General features: G+C 53.9%; 16 protein-coding genes. 1 reads left to right on the top strand and 15 read right to left on the bottom strand.

The window, feature by feature from the left end; genetic code table 11:
- Positions 1-32: 32 nt before the first annotated feature.
- The 9 genes from rlpA to leuS all read right to left on the bottom strand — a co-directional run bounded on the left by rlpA (position 33) and on the right by leuS (position 9,984).
- A complete protein-coding gene (gene rlpA, locus ACQ86O_RS24925) occupies positions 33-1,100 on the bottom strand; it encodes an endolytic peptidoglycan transglycosylase RlpA (protein WP_431223300.1) in 1,068 nt (355 codons plus the stop codon).
- 10 nt (positions 1,101-1,110) lie between these two features.
- Positions 1,111-2,223 carry a peptidoglycan glycosyltransferase MrdB gene (gene mrdB, locus ACQ86O_RS24920; RefSeq protein ID WP_431223299.1) on the bottom strand — a complete coding sequence of 371 codons (1,113 nt, stop codon included), beginning with the start codon at positions 2,221-2,223 and terminating at the stop codon, positions 1,111-1,113.
- A gap of 8 nt (positions 2,224-2,231) precedes the next feature.
- On the bottom strand, positions 2,232-4,127 hold the full coding sequence (gene mrdA / locus ACQ86O_RS24915; protein ID WP_431223298.1) for a peptidoglycan DD-transpeptidase MrdA: 1,896 nt from the start codon (positions 4,125-4,127) through the stop codon (positions 2,232-2,234).
- A gap of 38 nt (positions 4,128-4,165) precedes the next feature.
- Complete coding sequence (gene rlmH, locus ACQ86O_RS24910) at positions 4,166-4,636, bottom strand: 23S rRNA (pseudouridine(1915)-N(3))-methyltransferase RlmH (RefSeq protein WP_004949595.1); 471 nt, start codon at positions 4,634-4,636, stop codon at positions 4,166-4,168.
- A gap of 3 nt (positions 4,637-4,639) precedes the next feature.
- On the bottom strand, positions 4,640-4,957 hold the full coding sequence (gene rsfS, locus ACQ86O_RS24905) for a ribosome silencing factor (protein ID WP_431223297.1): 318 nt from the start codon (positions 4,955-4,957) through the stop codon (positions 4,640-4,642).
- A 183-nt stretch (positions 4,958-5,140) separates the two neighbouring features.
- Positions 5,141-5,803, bottom strand: a complete 663-nt coding sequence (gene nadD / locus ACQ86O_RS24900) for a nicotinate-nucleotide adenylyltransferase (RefSeq protein ID WP_431223296.1) — start codon at positions 5,801-5,803, stop codon at positions 5,141-5,143.
- Entirely contained in the window at positions 5,793-6,827 is a 1,035-nt protein-coding gene (gene holA, locus ACQ86O_RS24895) for a DNA polymerase III subunit delta (protein ID WP_431223295.1), read from the bottom strand. Before holA ends, nadD begins: the two co-directional genes overlap by 11 nt.
- Positions 6,824-7,387, bottom strand: a complete 564-nt coding sequence (lptE, locus tag ACQ86O_RS24890) for an LPS assembly lipoprotein LptE (RefSeq protein WP_431223294.1) — start codon at positions 7,385-7,387, stop codon at positions 6,824-6,826. Before lptE ends, holA begins: the two co-directional genes overlap by 4 nt.
- Before the next feature lie 14 nt (positions 7,388-7,401).
- The gene (gene leuS, locus ACQ86O_RS24885) at positions 7,402-9,984 is read right to left on the bottom strand and encodes a leucine--tRNA ligase (RefSeq protein WP_431223293.1); all 2,583 of its coding nucleotides are present in this window, start codon (positions 9,982-9,984) and stop codon (positions 7,402-7,404) included.
- A 267-nt stretch (positions 9,985-10,251) separates the two neighbouring features.
- Here leuS and ACQ86O_RS24880 point away from each other — a divergent pair, with 267 nt between their 5' ends.
- Positions 10,252-10,734 (top strand): zinc ribbon-containing protein, encoded by a 483-nt coding sequence (locus tag ACQ86O_RS24880; protein WP_431223292.1) that lies wholly within the window; start codon positions 10,252-10,254, stop codon positions 10,732-10,734.
- A gap of 42 nt (positions 10,735-10,776) precedes the next feature.
- On the opposite strand, the gene rihA is transcribed toward ACQ86O_RS24880, so the two are convergent.
- The 6 genes from rihA to lnt all read right to left on the bottom strand — a co-directional run bounded on the left by rihA (position 10,777) and on the right by lnt (position 17,065).
- A complete protein-coding gene (rihA, locus tag ACQ86O_RS24875) occupies positions 10,777-11,709 on the bottom strand; it encodes a pyrimidine-specific ribonucleoside hydrolase RihA (RefSeq protein WP_431223291.1) in 933 nt (310 codons plus the stop codon).
- 149 nt (positions 11,710-11,858) lie between these two features.
- On the bottom strand, positions 11,859-12,584 hold the full coding sequence (locus ACQ86O_RS24870; RefSeq protein WP_431223290.1) for an amino acid ABC transporter ATP-binding protein: 726 nt from the start codon (positions 12,582-12,584) through the stop codon (positions 11,859-11,861).
- Positions 12,584-13,258, bottom strand: a complete 675-nt coding sequence (gltK, locus tag ACQ86O_RS24865; protein WP_431223289.1) for a glutamate/aspartate ABC transporter permease GltK — start codon at positions 13,256-13,258, stop codon at positions 12,584-12,586. The genes ACQ86O_RS24870 and gltK overlap by 1 nt, the downstream gene beginning before the upstream one ends.
- The gene (locus ACQ86O_RS24860) at positions 13,258-13,998 is read right to left on the bottom strand and encodes an amino acid ABC transporter permease (RefSeq protein WP_431223288.1); all 741 of its coding nucleotides are present in this window, start codon (positions 13,996-13,998) and stop codon (positions 13,258-13,260) included. Before ACQ86O_RS24860 ends, gltK begins: the two co-directional genes overlap by 1 nt.
- A 261-nt stretch (positions 13,999-14,259) precedes the next feature.
- The gene (locus ACQ86O_RS24855; RefSeq protein WP_431223287.1) at positions 14,260-15,156 is read right to left on the bottom strand and encodes an amino acid ABC transporter substrate-binding protein; all 897 of its coding nucleotides are present in this window, start codon (positions 15,154-15,156) and stop codon (positions 14,260-14,262) included.
- Between the two features lie 379 nt (positions 15,157-15,535).
- Positions 15,536-17,065: an apolipoprotein N-acyltransferase gene (gene lnt, locus ACQ86O_RS24850; protein WP_431223286.1), complete on the bottom strand. Its 1,530-nt coding sequence runs from the start codon at positions 17,063-17,065 to the stop codon at positions 15,536-15,538.

The following is a 17,065-nucleotide window of genomic DNA, read 5'->3' as shown; positions in this document are numbered from 1 at the left end:
ATTGCCGTTGTAATTGCCCGCCGGGCATCACATTAAGGTGCTGCAGTAATAAAGGATTGCTGTTGTGCTTCACTGGCTAAACGCTGCTGCAACTGCGCTGCCTGTTGGCGGTCGCTGAACGGGCCCAGTTGCACCCGGTAGATATTGCCATTGGCAGAGACATTCCCTGGAACGCCAAACTGCTGGCTTAACTGCTGTTGCCAGCTCCGCGCTCGTTCGGCACTGCTTAATGCGCCGACCTGCACCACAAAGTGGCCGCTTGCGCTGGCAGCTACCGGGGCGACAATGGCTGCGGTGCTGACCACCGGCTGTGGTTCGGAACCTTCCAGCACGCCAGCAGGCAAGGCGCTTGGCGCGCCTAGAAACCCACCGCGGCGCGTGCTGCTGGTAGGGGTATTACTACTGTTTTCGGTATTCAGGCTGCTGTTATCAATCGGGCGGATAGCCGCCCCCGGGGCGAGTGGGGTTTCTTGTTGCATAGGCGTGCCCATGCTGCTTGAACCCAGGTCTGGCCTGGTGGGCAGTGCATAGCTCTGTTTGGCGACAACGGTACCGACGGTGCCAGGGCCGCTCAATGTGCCATCTGGGGCGACGTTGATAAAATCAACTTTTACCTTGGTATTATTGGACAGATTGAGGCGGTCGGCGGCGGCTTTCGACAGATCGATAATGCGCCCCGGGGTGTAGGGACCGCGATCGTTCACCCGTACCACCAGTTGACGGCCATTGGCCAGGTTGGTGACGCGTACATAGCTTGGGATCGGTAAAGTAGGGTGTGCAGCAGTCAGCCCATTGGGATCGAAGCGTTCACCGATGGCGGTGGTATTGCCGTTCGCCTCTTCGCCATACCAGGCGGCCAGGCCGGTTTGCGAGAAGTTCTGCGGATCTTTCACGATGCGATAGGTATCGCCATTAACCTTATAATCCTGTAGGGTGCCAGGGTTATAGGGTTCATAGTGAGGCTCAACGCCGCCGATTTCGGTCACTGGACCGTTATAGGGTTGTTGTGGCGGAGCCTGTGTGTCTTCTGTCGTGGTGGTGCAGGCTGAAAGTAATACCGTAACAGCAACCGCACCGACCCAAAGCCATTCCTTACGCATTACTCACCTCTTATAGATTTTTAGACAGCATTTTCCGGTGCGTGTGAATCGACATCACGATGCCGAACCCTGCCATGAGCACGATCAGCGCCGATCCCCCGTAACTGACCAAAGGCAAAGGTACGCCAACTACGGGTAAAATACCACTGACCATACCAATGTTAACAAATACATAGACGAACAGGATCAGCATCAGCCCACCGACCATGACACGGCCAAAGGTCGTCTGTGCCCGCGCGGCGATCATCAGCCCACGGATAATCACCAGCAGATAAAGCACCAGCAATACCAGCACGCCGATCAGGCCCAGTTCCTCTGCCAATACCGCGAAGATGAAGTCGGTATGGCGCTCCGGCAGAAATTCCAACTGAGACTGGGTGCCGTGCAACCAGCCTTTACCGGACAGACCACCAGAGCCGATAGCGATTTTTGACTGAATAATATGATAGCCAGCGCCAAGCGGATCGCTTTCCGGATCCAGCAGCATCATAACGCGGTCACGCTGGTAGCCGTGCATCAGGAAGAACCACAACACTGGAATAAATGCGGCCAGCAACACGGCGGCCACGGCGATCAGTTTCCAACTCATTCCTGACAGGAACAGGACAAACAGGCCGGAAGCGGCAATGAGAATCGAGGTACCGAGATCGGGCTGTGCGGCAACCAGCAGGGTTGGCAGGAAGATCAGCACCAGTGCGATGCCGGTGTTTTTCAGCGAAGGAGGGCATACGTCGCGGTTCATAAAACGTGCGACCATCAATGGCACGGCAATTTTGGCGATTTCCGAAGGTTGGAAACGCACGAAACCCAGATCCAGCCAGCGCTGCGCCCCTTTACTGATCTGGCCGAAGGCGTCCACCAAAATCAACAGGATCACGCAGAAAATATAGAGATAAGGCGCCCAGCTTTCATAAACCCGTGGTGGGATTTGTGCCATCACCCCCATGACGATCAGCCCCATCAGGATCTGGCCGATCTTGCGTTCCATCATGCCGATATCCTGGCCGCTGGCGCTCCACATCACGAAGGCGCTGTAGACCAGCAAGGCCAGAATGAATAACAGGAATGTGGGGTCGATATGGATCTTGGTCCAGATTGAGCCCTTTTGTTGGCTTTCAGTCATGTTCTACCTTAATCACCTTCTATACCTGGAGGCAGCGGCACTGCATCCGGTAATTGCGTATTGTTGTCGCCCAACAGGATGTGGTCGAGGATCTGACGGGTGATGGTACCCACCGCCGGGCCTGAACCGCCGTTCTCCAGAATGATGGCAACCGAAACCGTCGGGTTGTCAAACGGTGCAAAGGCGGTCATCAATTTATGGTCACGCAGATGCTCTGCGAGCTTGTGGGCGTTATAGGTTTCATAACCAAATACCTGTGCAGTACCCGATTTTGCTGCAGCTTTATACGGCGTTTTTTCAAAAAACTTGCGGGCCGTGCCGTTGGGCCGATTGGCAACGCCATACATACCGTCTTTGGCAATCTCCCAGAAACCAGAATGAATATCACCGATCTGTTTGATTTCTTGCTGCTTATAAGGCTCAAGTGCGCCGTTAACTCTGGTGCTTTGCAACAGATGCGGGGTTTTGACATTCCCGTCGTTGATCAGGGTATTCAATGCCTTGGACATCTGGATTGGCGTAGCAGTCCAGTAACCCTGCCCGATGCCTACCGGAATGGTGTCCCCCTGATACCAGGGTTTCTTGTAGCGTTTGAATTTCCAGTCACGCGTTGGCATCAGGCCCGCGTATTCTTCGGAAAGATCGACGCCCGTGTAGTCACCGTAGCCAAATTTGCTCAACCAGGCCGATAGGCGATCAATACCCATATCGTAAGCTACCTGATAGAAATAGGTATCTGCTGACTCTTCCAGCGCTTTGGTGACATTCAGGCGGCCATGCCCCCATTTTTTCCAGTCACGGAAGCGTTTCTCTGAACCCGGCAGTTGCCACCAACCCGGGTCAAACACCACGGTGTTTTTGGTGATCACCCCGGCGCTGAGGGCAGAAACCGCAATGTAGGGTTTCACCGTTGAGGCCGGTGGGTACACCCCTTGAGTGGCTCGGTTGATCAACGGGCGGTTTGGATCGTTGAGCAGGCCCTGATAATCCTTACTGGAGATGCCGTCAACAAACAGGTTCGGGTCATAGCTGGGGTTGGAAACCATCGCCAGTATGCCACCGGTACGCGGATCGCTGACCACTACCGCCGCACGGCTGCCTACCAGCAACTGTTCGATGTAGCGTTGCAGGTTGAGATCAAGGGTCAGATAGACATCTTTGCCAGCGGAGGGCGGTTGTTCATGTAACTGGCGGATCACCCGGCCACGGTTGTTGACCTCAACCTCTTCATAGCCGGTTTTGCCATGCAGGGTATCTTCGTAGAAGCGTTCGATCCCCAGCTTGCCGATATCGTGGGTGGCAGCATAGTTGGCCAACTGGCCGTCTTTATCCAGGCGCTCGACATCACGATCGTTAATTTTCGACACATAGCCGATAACGTGGGTGAGGGCAGAACCATAAGGATAGTAGCGGCGTTGATAGCCTTTTACTTCGACACCCGGGAAGCGGAATTGGTTGACCGCAAAGCGGGCCACCTGCACTTCGGTCAGTGCAGTTTTAACCGGGATCGAGACAAAGCGGCGTGAGCGCTTGCGCTCTTTTTCAAAGTTGGTGATATCGTCGTCGGTGAGATCGACCACTGTGCGTAGCGCTTGCAGCGTGGCTTTAAGATCGTCCACCTTTTCCGGCATCAGTTCCAACTGGTAAATAGTGCGGTTAAGCGCCAGCGGCGTGCCGTTACGATCGTAAATAATGCCGCGGCTGGGGGCGATGGGCACCAGCTTGATGCGGTTTTCGTTGGAACGAGTACGGTAATCCTCAAAACGAACGATCTGCAGATTATACAGATTGGCAATCAGGATGCCTGTCAGCACCAGAATAAAGAAAAACGCCACCAGGGCACGGCGTACAAACAGGGCTGATTCGGCCGTATAGTCGCGAAAAGGGTTACGTTCTATTTTCATCCCGTTGTTTTATTTCACTCTGTTACTGTCACCATCGGTCATTCCCGGTGGTAAGGATGATTTGTAGTAATACTCCAGGCGCGGTAGAGGCTCTCAGCCACCAAAACACGCACTAAAGGATGCGGTAACGTCAACGGAGAGAGCGACCAGCTCTGCTCGGCGGCGGCTTTACAGGCCGGGGCCAGCCCTTCCGGGCCACCGATCAGCAGGCTGACATTCCGGCCATCCTGCTTCCATCGCTCAAGCTGTTGCGCTAACTGGGGCGTCTCCCACGGTGTTCCGGGGATGTCCAACGTGACGATGCGGTTGCCTTTGCCCACCGCTGCCAGCATCTGCTCGCCTTCCTTTTCCAGAATACGTTTGATATCCGCATTCTTGCCGCGCTTGCCCGCCGGGATTTCGGTCAGTTCAAACGGCATATCTTTCGGAAAGCGATGCAGGTAATCCATAAAGCCGGTCTGCACCCAGTCTGGCATTTTAGTGCCGACTGCAACCAATTGCAGTTTCACTACTTAACTCCAGAGCTTTTCCAGTTCGTACAGACGGCGGCTTTCTTCCTGCATCACATGCACGATAACTTCGCCCAGATCGACAACTACCCAGTCAGAAGCTTCCTGGCCCTTCATACCATGCAGTTCCATACCGGCGGTACGGGATTCCTGCACGACATAGTTGGCGATCGACATTACGTGGCGGGTCGAGGTGCCAGTACAGATGATCATGCAATCGGTGATGCTCGATTTGCCTTGAACATTGAGAGCGATAATATCTTCGCCTTTCAGGTCATCAATTTTATCGATGACGAAATCTTGGAGCGCTTTACCTTGCAAAGGTTCCCCCTCGGGTGTTTTCTGTTCATCAGACTGCAGCGGGCAATTGCTCGCAATAACGGTCTGAATAATGATGGTGTCGGCAGGATGCCGCTGAAAGCCAGCTGGTAACTGCCCGGCCAGCTAAGGTCTTGGGGTTTTCAGCGGTTACCTGAAAAATAGCGGCGCAGTATAGCATGCGGCCTATCGATATAAACCCTGTAACTCAATATAACGCTGTACGGCACGTGGCAGCAGATCGTCACAACTGATGCCCTGATGACGGCGCTCGCGTATTTCGGTGGCGGATACATCAAGCAGTGGGGTATCTGCCAGGTAAATAGCACCTTCAGGCCTGAGGCTGAGTTGAGTGGCATCAGTAACCCGATGCTGCTCCAGCCACTGTTGTAATTCCGGCGTATCCATCTGCTGGCTGTAACCAGGGCGCGCCAGTACCAACAGATGGCAGACATCCAGCAGTGCCTGCCAGCGGTGCCATTTGTGCAGCGTCAGCAGTGAATCCTGACCAATGATAAACGCCAGAGGCAAGGAGGCGCCACGTTCTTTACGAATCGTTTCTAATGTGTCGATGGTGTAAGACGGAGAGGTGCGATGCAGCTCACGGTCGTCCACTGCAAACAAGGGATTTTCGGCGATAGCCAGTGCGACCATTTTCAGCCGTTGCTGAGCGTTGGCCTCCGGCTGTGGCCGATGTGGCGGCACATGATTTGGCAGCAAGGTGACCTGATTGAGGCCAACCTCTTTTGCCAATGCTTCGACCGGGCGCAGGTGGCCGTAGTGGATTGGGTCAAACGTACCGCCGAAAAAGGCGTGCAGGGTAGGTGGAGCCGCTGGGTTAATAGGCATCGGAGAAACCCGTGGCCAGAGGCTTACCGCAAAGTAACATCGATAGAGTTTCCAGCTCCGCCCAGACCGACTGACCGTAATCCTTCTTGAGGGTAATTTCGATTTGTGCCAGCAAATGCACCGCCTGTTGCAACTGTTGGCCCGACAGGCGCTGTAATGCCTGGGTGATCAGGTTACGACGGTTCTGCCAGACCTTTTGCTGATCGAACAGCGTGCGTAGCGGGGTCGCTGCCATACGGCGTTGCAGGGCCAGCAGCGTTAACAGTTCGCGTTGCACAGTGCGTAGCAGGATCACCGGTTCGACATCTTCCTGCTGCAATTGTTGCAGGATATGGCAGGCGCGTTTGCTTTTGCCAGCCAGCAGGGCATCCAACCAGTGGAACGGGCTGAAATGGGCGGCATCGTTCACCGCCTGCTCTACGCGTGGCAGAGTCAGCTTGCCATCGGGGTACAGTAACGACAACCGTTCCAACGCCTGCGACAGCGCCAGAAGGTTACCTTCATAGCAGTAACACAATAGTTGATTCGCTGCGTCATCGAGCTCCAACTGCATGGATTTAGCGCGTTGGGTGACCCAGCGGGGCAATTGTGCCTGTTCTGGTGTCTGGCAACTGATCAGTGCGCCGTGAGTACTGAGCGCTTTAAACCAGGCACTGTTTTCCTGCGCTTTGGTCAAGCGCGGGCCCCGCAATACCAGCAGGATATCCTCATGCAACAAAGAGGACAGTTTGACTAGCTGTTCGCCAATCGGTGCCGTCGGGCCGTTTTCCGGGAAAATCAGCTGCAGGGTTTGCCTGCTGGCAAACAGACTCATCGCCTGGCAGATGCTGAAAATAGCATCCCAGTCGGTGTGAGTGTCCAGAGTGATGTTGTAATGTTCAGTGAACTGCTGTTGCTGGGCAGCCTGACGGATAAGATCCTGGCTTTCCTGCAGCAACAGTGGCTCATTACCGCTCAATAAATAACAAGCGCGCAACCCCTCACGGAGTTGCGCAGCGAGTTGTTCAGGATAAAGACGGATCATTGTGCGCCAGTGCTGGCCGCTTTTTCGCCAACGGTAGCGGCTTTTTGCTGAATCTCCATTTCTGCTGCGTGTACTGACAGCAGCTTACGGATAATCTGCTGAGCAGCCTGACGGCGCATTTCCTGCAAGATGATCTCCTGCTCGGAGTCTTTTGCCAGTGCAGTCAATGGGTTGTCAAAGAACGAGCGGAACACTTTGACGTTGATGGGGTACAAATCATGCCCAGGGATCAAGACCTGAGCCTGTACAGTCATCACCAATTGAAACTCTGCGGTTTTACCGTCCTGGAAGATCGAAACCGTATCCTGGCTTTGTGATGAACTGACGATACGAAGCGAAGGCACGTCTTTGTGTGCCGGATCATAATTGACCACATTGGCACCGCTCAGGCGCAATTGTTCACGCACCGCACGGGTCAGTGGGCCAAATGGATCGTAGCTGTCCAGGATCAGCGTATGTAATTCCGTGGGCACCTGCGAGTTACCCCGCAGATGAAAACCGCAGCCAGCGGTGACCAGCACCGCCAACCCCAGCAACAACGTCAGAATGCGATGTCGCACAAAGCCTCCTTGTGTTAACCCACAACCAGGTTAAGCAATTTTCCTGGAACATAGATCACTTTACGCACTGTGACCCCTTCCAGATATTTAGCCACCAGATGCTCTTGGGCGGCGTATTCACGCACTTGTTGTTCGGTGGCATCGGCAGGTACGGTGATTTTCCCACGTACTTTCCCGTTAACCTGTACCACAACCAGCTTGGAGTCTTCGACCATAGCGGCTTCATCGGCCACTGGCCATGCAGCGGTATCCACATCACCTTCACCGTTCAGCGACTGCCAGAGGCTGAAGCAAACGTGCGGAGTGAACGGATACAGCATACGGACAACCGCCAGTAACGCTTCCTGTAGCAGAGCGCGATCCTGCTCGGCTTCCTGCGGTGCACGGCCCAGTTTGTTCATCAACTCCATTACTGCGGCAATGGCGGTGTTGAAGGTCTGGCGGCGGCCAATATCGTCGGTAACCTTGGCGATGGTTTTATGGACGTCCCGGCGCAGCGCTTTCTGGTCTTCATTCAGTGCGGCTACGTTCAACGGCTGAACGGCCCCTTTCCCAACGTGTTCGTACGCCAGTTTCCATACGCGTTTCAGGAAGCGGTTAGCTCCTTCTACGCCGGATTCCTGCCATTCCAACGTCATTTCTGCCGGTGAGGCGAACATCATGAACAGGCGAACGGTATCCGCGCCGTATTTTTCTACCATCACCTGCGGGTCGATGCCGTTATTTTTCGACTTCGACATTTTGCTCATGCCAGCATAGACCAGTTCACGGCCTTCTGGATCGGTCGCTTTGACAAGGCGGCCTTTCTCATCGCGCTCAACGGTGGCATCAACCGGAGATACCCAGATACGCTCACCGTTACTGCCGGTGTAGTAGAAGGCGTCTGCCAGCACCATCCCCTGACACAGCAGACGTTTAGCCGGCTCGTCAGAATCTACCAGGCCAGCGTCACGCATCAGTTTATGGAAGAAGCGGAAATACATCAGGTGCATGATGGCGTGTTCGATACCGCCAACATATTGATCCACCGGTAGCCAGTAGTTGGCCGCGGCCGGGTCGAGCATCCCTTCGTCGTACTGTGGGCAGGTATAACGTGCGTAGTACCAGGAAGACTCCATAAAGGTGTCGAAGGTGTCGGTTTCACGCAACGCCGGTTGGCCATTAAAGGTGGTTTTTGCCCATTGCGGATCGGCTTTAATCGGGCTGGTGATGCCATCCATCACTACGTCTTCTGGCAGGATCACCGGCAGTTGATCTTCCGGTGTTGGCATCACGGTACCATCCTCCAGCGTCAACATTGGGATTGGAGCACCCCAGTAACGCTGACGGGAGACGCCCCAGTCACGCAGACGGTAGTTGACCTTGCGCTGGCCCACGCCTTTAGTCACCAGCATATCGGCAATGGCGTTGAAACCTGCCTGATGATCCAGCCCATCGAATTCGCCGGAGTTGAACAGAGTGCCTTTTTCGGTCATTGCTTCTGAAGTGACATCTGGTTGGCTGCCATCAAGGTTCAGTATTACCGGTTTGATCTGCAAATCGTATTTGGTGGCGAACTCCCAGTCACGCTGATCGTGGCCAGGAACGGCCATTACCGCACCGGTGCCGTATTCCATCAATACAAAATTGGCTACCCAGACTGGCAGCTTCTCACCGCTTAATGGATGAATAGCAAACTGGCCTGTGGCCATGCCTTTCTTCTCCATGGTAGCCATTTCGGCTTCGGCGACCTTGGTGTTACGGCACTCTTCGATAAATGCTGCCAGCGCCGGGTTGTTCACCGCGCTCTGCTGAGCCAATGGGTGAGCAGCGGCAACCGCTACGTAGGTCGCCCCCATAAAGGTGTCCGGGCGGGTCGTGTAAACGGTGACTTTCTCATCGCTGTTGGCAACGTCGAAGGTGATTTCTACCCCTTCAGAGCGGCCAATCCAGTTGCGCTGCATGGTTTTCACCTGCTCTGGCCAGCTTTCGAGCGTATCCAGGTCGTTGAGCAACTGATCGGCATAATCGGTGATCTTGATAAACCACTGCGGGATCTCTTTGCGTTCAACTTTGGTGTCGCAGCGCCAGCAGCAACCGTCGATAACCTGTTCGTTAGCCAACACGGTAAGGTCGTGTGGGCACCAGTTCACCGCCGAGGTCTTCTTGTAAACCATGCCTTTTTCGTACAGCTTGGTGAAGAACCATTGCTCCCAACGGTAATAGTCAGGTTTGCAGGTGGCGATTTCGCGATCCCAGTCATAACCGAAGCCCAGCAGTTTCAGCTGATTCTTCATGTACTCGATATTGTCATAGGTCCATGGGGCCGGTGCGGTGTTGTTTTTTACCGCAGCGCCTTCCGCCGGTAGGCCGAACGCATCCCAGCCGATTGGCTGCAGCACGTTTTTGCCTAACATACGTTGATAGCGGGAGATCACGTCGCCAATGGTGTAGTTACGAACATGACCCATGTGCAGACGACCAGAAGGGTACGGCAGCATGGATAGGCAGTAATACTTTTCCTTGCTCGCGTCTTCGGTAACCTTGAAAGTTTGCTTCTCTTGCCAGTGAAGCTGTACGTTCGATTCTATCTCTTCGGGGCGGTATTGCTCTTGCATGGCGGCCGGTGGTCCTGTAGGTGTGAAACAGCTACATCCGTAGCATTCTGTTTTAGTATTTAGATCCGCATAGCATAGCTGATAAGACCTCTCGGCAACAACACCAAGCGGCCAGACACGGCGTATTTAAAAAATAACCCTGTCATGATACGACTCACAATGTGTCAATCCCTCATCTTGCCAAGCCACATCAGGCATTTACGACTAAAATGATAAAAGGTAGTTTAAAGGGGAAGTCCTGTCACAGTAGTTCATTGAGGAGAGGCTATGAACAAGGTTGCTCAGTATTACCGCGAGTTGGTGACATCACTGACAGAACGTTTGAAGAACGGCGAGCGTGACATTGATGAGTTGGTTGCCAGCGCCGAGAGACGCCTGAACGAGGTGGAGGAGTTGACACATAAGGAGGTCGAACAGTTAACTCAGGCGGTACGCCGCGATCTTGAAGAGTTCGCCCGCAGCTATGAAGAAAGCCAGGAAGAGTTCACAGACAGCGTATTTATGCGAGTGATCAAAGAAAGCCTGTGGCAAGAACTTGCCGATATCACGGATAAGACGCAGTTGGAATGGCGTGAGGTGTTCAAAGATGTCAGCCATCATGGCGTGTATCACAGCGGTGAGGTTGTCGGATTAGGCAATTTGGTCTGTGAGAAGTGCCATTACCACCTTGCCTTCTATACGCCAGAGATTTTACCTCTCTGCCCCAAGTGCGGGCATGACCAGTTCCAACGCCGGCCATTCGAGCCTTGATGGTCAGTGTTGTTTCAGGGGCGCGCTGGCGCCCCTGGCAGACTAATAGCGCGAGACACATTCGACCAGCAGATCGATAAAGCCCTGGCGATGGATACCGGTCAGAACCTCAACGTTGGCTGGTTTACCGTTTTGACCAAACTCATCCACCACCGTCATGCCAACAGTGTATTTCCCCTGCGTTTCTACACCAACCCACAGCTCACGGCTTTCAAATAACTCGGGGGCGAGCAGCCATGCGATAGTGCAGGGATCGTGCATTGCCGCCCCAGGCAGGCCACGTGGGTGGCTGAGATACAGCGGCAGATAGAAATCGAGCATGCTGGCAACCGCCTTGGCGACCGGGTTATCTATGCTGCGAATACGTTCAATATCCTGCGGTAATACCAATGCCTGATGGGTGACGTTCAGCCCGGCCATCGTTAACGGTACACCGGATTGCAGCACCATTTCCGCGGCTTCCGGATCGACATAGATATTGAATTCGGCCACTGGTGTGGTGTTACCCGCGTTCATCCCACCGCCCATAAAGACGATGCGTTCGATATTCGCTTTCAGCTCCGGATGCTGTGCCAGCAGCAAAGCGATATTGGTCATTGGGCCTGTGACCACCAGCGTAACGGGCTCCGGGCTGGTGCGCAGCAGTTCGGCAATCAACTCTACCGCAGTTTGTGTTACCGGTTGGCTGATGGGGTGGGGGAGGTGAGTGTTGCCCATGCCGGTTTTACCATGCACATAGTCGGCAATCACCAGGTCACGCATCAAAGGTTTTGCGGCACCGCCAGCCACCTGGATATCTCCCCGTTGCATCAGTGCCAGCAGGCCAAGCGCATTGTGCAGGGTTTTTTCTGGGGTCTGATTACCGGCAGAGGTGGTGATGGCTTTCACGTCCAGGGTTGGGGCACGCAGTGCCATAGCAAGGGCGATGGCGTCATCAAGGCCTGGATCACAATCGATGATAATAGGGCGAGACATCAATTTCTCCTTCAGAGTTATCGTTATGCCCGTCGTCTTTCAAGCCATAGTTTGAAAGACGACGGGTAATACTCGAAGGATCGGGGGAAAGCACCAAAGACACAAGAACTATTGATGCGCCCTGTTGCAGGGCGCATCTGGCAGTAATATCAGTGCAGGATTTTTGCCAGGAAGTCTTTGGCACGGTCTGATTGCGGATTGTTGAAGAAGTCGTCTTTATTGCGATCTTCCACAATTTTCCCTTCATCCATAAAGATCACCCGGTGGGCGACTTTACGGGCAAAGCCCATCTCGTGCGTTACCACCATCATGGTCATCCCTTCTTGTGCCAACTTCACCATAACGTCCAGTACTTCATTGATCATTTCTGGATCAAGTGCGGAGGTCGGTTCGTCGAACAGCATGGCAATAGGGTCCATGCATAGCGCCCGGGCAATGGCCACACGCTGTTGCTGGCCGCCGGAAAGCTGGCCGGGGAACTTGTTGGCGTGAGCGGTAAGGCCTACGCGTTCCAGCAGTTTCATGCCTTTCTCGCGCGAAGCGTCTTTGTCACGCTTCAGGACCTTCACTTGGGCTAATGTCAGATTCTCAATGATCGACAAATGCGGGAACAGCTCGAAATGCTGGAACACCATACCCACTTTGGAACGCAGCTGCGCCAGATTGGTGCTTTTGCTATTGACCGCGGTCCCGTTAACCAGAATATCGCCTTTCTGAATCGGCTCCAGTCCGTTGACGGTTTTAATCAACGTTGATTTGCCTGAGCCAGAAGGACCGCAGACTACCACCACTTCGCCTTTTTTGACTTCGGTGGTGCAATCAGTCAGAACCTGAAAGTGACCGTACCACTTAGAAACATTTTTCAGGGATATCATCAAACAGTCCTTTTCTTCAAATAGCTTACCAGCGCCGAGGCGGCGAGACTGATAACAAAATAAACCAAACCGGCGAACAGGATCATTTCCACCTGCGTACCGTCGCGCTCACCAATGGTTGAGGCAGTACGGAAGAAGTCAGCCAGGCTCAGCACGTAAACCAGCGAGGTATCCTGGAACAGCACGATGCCCTGAGTCAGCAGCAAGGGCACCATCGCACGGAACGCTTGCGGCAGGATCACCAGGCGCATCGACTGCCAACGTGTCATGCCCAGAGCCAACGAGGCGGAGGATTGGCCGCGTGACACGCTTTCGATGCCTGCACGGATGATTTCCGAGTAATACGCGGCTTCAAACAGGGAAAAGGCTACCATAGCCGAGATCAGGCGAATATCGGTTTTCGGTGATAGCCCAAGAACTTGTTGTAATAAGCTTGGAACCACCAGATAGAACCACAACAGCACCATCACCAGCGGTATGGAACGGAACAGGTTGACGTACAGCGCTGCAAACCAACTGATCGGCTTGAACGGCGACAGGCGCATCACCGCCAGAATAGTGCCCCAGATAATGCCGAACACGATGGCCGTCACGGTGATTTTCAGCGTGACGCCCAAACCCTGCAGCAGATACGGGAAGCTTGGGACAATCGAACCCCAATCAAATTCGTACATTATTTACTCCCCATATTGCCGGGCAACTGCACTTTCTTCTCGACGATACGCATAAACAGCATGATCACGGCGTTGATAGCGACATAAGCGAGGGTGATAGCAGTAAAGGATTCATAGGCATGCGCGGAGTAATCCAGCAGCTTACCGGCCTGGGCCGCCATATCTACCAGCCCGATGGTTGAGGCAATGGCGGAGTTTTTCACCAGGTTAAGCATCTCCGAGGTCATCGGTGGCACAATCACCCGGTAGGCGTTCGGTAACAGCACATAGCGATAGGTTTGCGGCAGGGTCAGGCCCATGGCCAACCCGGCTGCCTGTTGGCCGCGTGGCAGCGATTGGATCGCGGCGCGTACTTGCTCGCATACGCGTGCAGCGGTAAACAACCCAAGGCACAGCATGGAGGAAACGAAGAACTGCACGTTGGGATCCAGCTCGGTTTTGAACCACATGCCCATCTCAGCGGGTAGCAGTTCTGGCATCACCAGATACCAGGTGAAGAACTGTACGATCAGGGGAACGTTACGGAACAGTTCAACGTAGCAGGTGCCCAGTGAGGAAAGAAAGCGGTTGGGGACGGTACGCAGGATACCGAACAGCGAACCGATAAAGAAAGCAATAATCCAGGCGCAGACGGAGAGGGCGACCGTTACCTGAAAGCCGGACCAGATCCAGCCCAGATAGGTTGTATTCCCAAACGGGGCCTGCTGCAGGAAGATACCCCAGTTCCAATCTATCGACATAAAAAACTCCATTAAACAGGTGCAAGGCACCTGACAACTTGATGACCGTTCAGCGTCGGCAACGCGCCAGTCATGCTGGTTTTTATGCGTGATACCGTAAGTGATAAAGGGAGAAATGCGGGAGGGGAACGGCCCCCCGCATACCTGTCTGTCCCGTTGTCAGCCATCAACATAGCCGGTTATGCCTTTTGTCTTTCAAGCGACAAGTCATAACGCTGCAACTTGAAATCCTCAAGGTATAGGGCCCGGCTTTATCTTTTATTAGTTCAGTGCCTTATCATTTGGCTCTTTAAACAATTGTTTCATGTCATCAGACAGCTCAAAGTTCATGTTGAGATTTTTCGGTGGAATAGGTTGCTTGAACCAGACTTCAAACCATTTTGCAGCCTGACCGGAAGTTTGGGCCTGAGCGATGGTGTCATCGACCAGCTTTTTAAATTCCGGATCGTCTTTGCGCATCATGCAGCCATAGGCTTCTTGAGATTGCGGCGTACCGATGATTTCCCACTGATCCGGTTTCTTGGCTTTGGCGCGTTCGCCAGCCAGCAGTGCGTCATCCATCATAAAGGCCACTGCGCGGCCGCTTTCCAGGGTACGGAAAGAGTCACCATGGTCTTTGGCGCTGATGATGCGCATTTTCATCTGATCTTTGTCGTTCAGCTTGTTAAGCAGTACTTCAGACGTGGTCCCGGAAGTGACTACCACAGGTTTACCGGCCAGATCTTTGAAATCTTTAATGTCAGAGCCTTTCTTCACCAGCAGGCGGGTACCGACAACAAAAATGGTGTTGGAGAACGCAGCCTGTTTCTGACGCTCAAGGTTGTTGGTAGTAGAACCACATTCAAAATCGAAGGTACCGTTCTGCAGCAGCGGAATACGGTTTTGCGAGGTGATTGGCAGCATTTTCACCTGCAGGTTGGGCTCGTTTAATTTTTTCTTTACGGCATCAACGATTTGGTTGGAGTAATCCTGGGAATAGCCCACAACTTTTTGTTGATTGTCGTAGTAGGAGAAAGGAACTGAAGATTCACGGTGGCCAACAACAATCACACCGTTATCTTTGATTTTCTTCAGCGTACCGGTCAGTTCTTCGGCATGGGCTACGCTACTTGCCATACCGATCAGCAGCAACGATAACGCCAATTTACGCATTTGCATGGTCCAACTCCTTTGCTGTTGTGATTGCCCGAACTCAAAGAGTGGCGGGTTAAAACGGCTATTTACGTTTCGTGTTTTAAAGATAGTCTCAGTACAGATTACTGATAGAAAATAGCCGATTGTGAACGAGATGAAACTAAGTTGTTTCATTTTTTGCGACATCACGCGCACCAAATTAATGCAATAAACCCCCGATGCACGCTAAAGGTGCGCACGATGCTCTGGAGTTGTGCGTCAGGGCAGCAAGACGTCACTAAAAAGTAAACCAACCACTATTACCGGGTAAATGAAGCAAGGAGCATGCCAGAAGGACGAGGGGATTGAGATGTTACCTGGGCGTGAAGAAGGGCACGGCTTGGCACCGTGCCCTGAAGGAGCGTTATCGGCGGCGCCAGCCAACCAGCAGCGCAATGCAGCCCAGCAGCACGGTAATGATCCACACAGGTGCAGAACCAAAGCGTGCATAAGGCGTGACGCCGGTGGTTGGTGTGACGTTGACTTCCAACACGTCGCGAGTGAACTGTGGGATGGAAGCGAGCACTTCGCCGGTTGGGCCAACGGCTGCAGTCACGCCGTTATTGGTACCGCGCAAGAGCGGTCTACCCAATTCCAGTGCACGCATACGCGCCATCTGGAAGTGTTGCCACGGGCCAATAGAATGGCCGAACCAGGCATCGTTGGAGATGGTCAACAGGAAGTTGGTATCTGGGCGGAAGTTGTCCCGCACCTGTTGCCCGAGCACGATTTCATAGCAGATCGCTGCCGTCAGATTGTAACCCCGTACACTTAACTGCGGCTGCACGTAACCGCCACGGCTGAACGAAGACATAGGCAGGTCAAAGAAAGGTGCCAACGGCCGTAGCAAGGACTCCAATGGGACAAACTCGCCAAACGGCACCAGGTGGTGTTTGTTGTAACGATCGGCTGCCGGGTAGCTGTAAGGCTTTTCTTCCCCCAGGACGATGATGCTATTGAAGAATTGCGTACCTTGTGGCGTGGCTCGGGCGTCCACGATGCCGGTGATCAGGCTACTGTTCTTGGCGCGCATCAGATCGTCCATCATGGTCAGGAAGCCGCTCTGGTTGCTCTCCACATCGGGAATGGCGGACTCCGGCCAGATAATAATCGGCGCTTTGCCCATAAACGGCCGGCTTTCATCCAGATAGGTTTGCAGCGTGCTCAGCAGGGCCTTCGGGTCCCACTTCATTGACTGCTCGATGTTGCCTTGTACCAGTGCAATGTTCACCGCTTTTTCCGGCTGTGGCGTAAACCAGTGGAGTTGGCGCAGTGGCCAGGGCAAGAGCAGCATGGCAATGGCAATCACCGCCGGGGTGATGCGCCGCTGATTGACTGCAAACACCAGCAAGCCACTGAGGGACATCAGCATAAGGGTGATGGCATCCACGCCCAGCAAAGGGGCGATGCCTTTCAGCGGCCCGTCTATCTGGCTGTAACCAAATTGCAGCCAGGGGAAGCCGGTCAGTACCCAGCCCCGCAGGAACTCCGTCAGTTGCCACAGCGCCGGTGCGGCAATGGCCAGCCGCCACCAGGTGGTTCGTGGCCAGATACGCGCCAGCAACCCGGTGAACAACCCGGTATACAGCGAAAGATAAGCAGCCAGTAAGACAACCAGGAAGATATTGATGGCAAACGGCATACCACCGAAATCGGCAATGCTGACGTAAACCCAGTTCACACCGCTGCCAAACAGCCCCATTCCCCAGCAGAAACCGAGCAGGGCGGATTGTCTGGTCGTGCGGTTGAGGGTAACGGCCAGCAGGCCGAACAGGGAGACAATGGCAGCAGGCCAGATATCATATGGGGAGAACGCCAGCGTTCCGCAGGCACCTGATAACAGCGCCAGCAGGGCGCGAACCCGCTGGCGTTCAAGTAAAGAGGCTTTAGCCAT

The organism is Serratia sp. L9 (genome assembly GCF_050632285.1).
GTDB lineage: Bacteria > Pseudomonadota > Gammaproteobacteria > Enterobacterales > Enterobacteriaceae > Chania.
The sequence above is the reverse complement of the archived record's forward strand: the minus strand, read 5'-3'. Positions and strand labels throughout refer to the sequence as shown.

Bases quoted from the DNA above. Each gene is read 5' to 3' on its own strand.
- holA (WP_431223295.1), bottom strand. From the start codon at position 6,827: ATGATCCGTCTTTATCCTGAACAACTCGCTGCGCAACTCCGTGAGGGG.
- nadD (WP_431223296.1), bottom strand. From the start codon at position 5,803: ATGCCTATTAACCCAGCGGCTCCACCTACCCTGCACGCCTTTTTCGGC.
- ACQ86O_RS24870 (WP_431223290.1), bottom strand. From the start codon at position 12,584: ATGATATCCCTGAAAAATGTTTCTAAGTGGTACGGTCACTTTCAGGTT.
- mrdA (WP_431223298.1), bottom strand. From the start codon at position 4,127: ATGAAAATAGAACGTAACCCTTTTCGCGACTATACGGCCGAATCAGCC.
- ACQ86O_RS24880 (WP_431223292.1), top strand. From the start codon at position 10,252: ATGAACAAGGTTGCTCAGTATTACCGCGAGTTGGTGACATCACTGACA.
- ACQ86O_RS24860 (WP_431223288.1), bottom strand. From the start codon at position 13,998: ATGTCGATAGATTGGAACTGGGGTATCTTCCTGCAGCAGGCCCCGTTT.
- lnt (WP_431223286.1), bottom strand. From the start codon at position 17,065: ATGGCTAAAGCCTCTTTACTTGAACGCCAGCGGGTTCGCGCCCTGCTG.
- ACQ86O_RS24855 (WP_431223287.1), bottom strand. From the start codon at position 15,156: ATGCAAATGCGTAAATTGGCGTTATCGTTGCTGCTGATCGGTATGGCA.
- rihA (WP_431223291.1), bottom strand. From the start codon at position 11,709: ATGTCTCGCCCTATTATCATCGATTGTGATCCAGGCCTTGATGACGCC.
- leuS (WP_431223293.1), bottom strand. From the start codon at position 9,984: ATGCAAGAGCAATACCGCCCCGAAGAGATAGAATCGAACGTACAGCTT.
- rlpA (WP_431223300.1), bottom strand. From the start codon at position 1,100: ATGCGTAAGGAATGGCTTTGGGTCGGTGCGGTTGCTGTTACGGTATTA.
- gltK (WP_431223289.1), bottom strand. From the start codon at position 13,258: ATGTACGAATTTGATTGGGGTTCGATTGTCCCAAGCTTCCCGTATCTG.
- mrdB (WP_431223299.1), bottom strand. From the start codon at position 2,223: ATGACTGAAAGCCAACAAAAGGGCTCAATCTGGACCAAGATCCATATC.